This window comes from Streptomyces sp. NPDC002868 (genome assembly GCF_055563295.1).
Genome location: NZ_JBVHDR010000098.1, coordinates 1 through 1,013, shown reverse-complemented (window position 1 = coordinate 1,013; position 1,013 = coordinate 1). Strand labels below are relative to the sequence as shown.

Annotated in this window: 1 protein-coding gene; it reads right to left on the bottom strand. The window is 68.1% G+C overall.

The window, feature by feature from the left end; translation table 11 throughout:
- A partial coding sequence (locus ACZ3H8_RS40875; RefSeq protein WP_467410468.1) for an acyl carrier protein occupies nucleotides 1-998 on the bottom strand: 998 nt, incomplete at its 3' end.
- Nucleotides 999-1,013 lie beyond the last annotated feature (15 nt).

Genomic DNA, 1,013 nt, shown 5'->3' with positions numbered 1-1,013 from the left:
CGCAGACACGACCCGTAGTCCTGCCCCATCGCCCCCGCGAAGACACCGGTCCGACTCCCCCGCAGCGACTCCAGACCGATCCCGGCCCGCTCGAAGACCTCCCAGGAGGTCTCCAGCAACAGCCGCTGCTGCGGATCCATCGCCAACGCCTCACGCGGCGAGATCCCGAACAGCCCCGCATCGAACGACGCCGCGTCGTAGAGGAACCCGCCCTCCCGCACATACGAAGTACCGAGTTTTTGGGGATCCGGGTCGAACAGCCCCTCCAGATCCCACCCACGATCCGCCGGGAACCCGCCGATGCCTTCGCCGCCGTCGACGACCAACCGCCACAGATCTTCGGGAGACTCCACCCCACCCGGGAACCGGCACGCCATCCCCACGATCACCACCGGATCGTCGTCCACCCCCACCAACGCACGCAGCGCGGAATGGGAGAGTTCTTCCTCGCCCTCCACCAACTCGCCCAGCACATACCGAGCCAGCGCCGCCGGAGTCGGATAGTCGAACACCAAGGTCGCCGAGAACCGCAGCCCCGTAACCGCGTTCACCCTGTTGCGCAACTCCACGGACGTCAGCGAGTCAAATCCCAGAACCTTGAACGACTGATCCGCGTCGACCTCCGCCGAGGACGCATATCCCAGCGCCGCGGCGGTCCCAGCACGGATCAACTCCAGCACCAGGCTCTCCCGCTCGTCCGGTGCCAGTGCCGCCAACCGCCGTACGAGGTCGCCTTCCTTGGCGCTCGGAGCCTGAGCCTCGACGCTGCGGCGGACCGAGCCACGGACCAGGTTGCGCAGCAGCGGCGGCACTTCCCTGCCTGACCTGCGCAGCGTGGCGGTGTCCAGGTTCACCGGCAGTACGGCGGGCTTGCACAGTGCCGGGCGACCGCTGTCCAGAATGCCGTCCAGGAGTCCCAGTCCTTGTTCGGCGGAGAGGGGGAGCATGCCCGACCTGGCCATACGCCGCAGGTCCGCCTCACTCAACTCACCGGTCATCCCCGCACCCGGCGC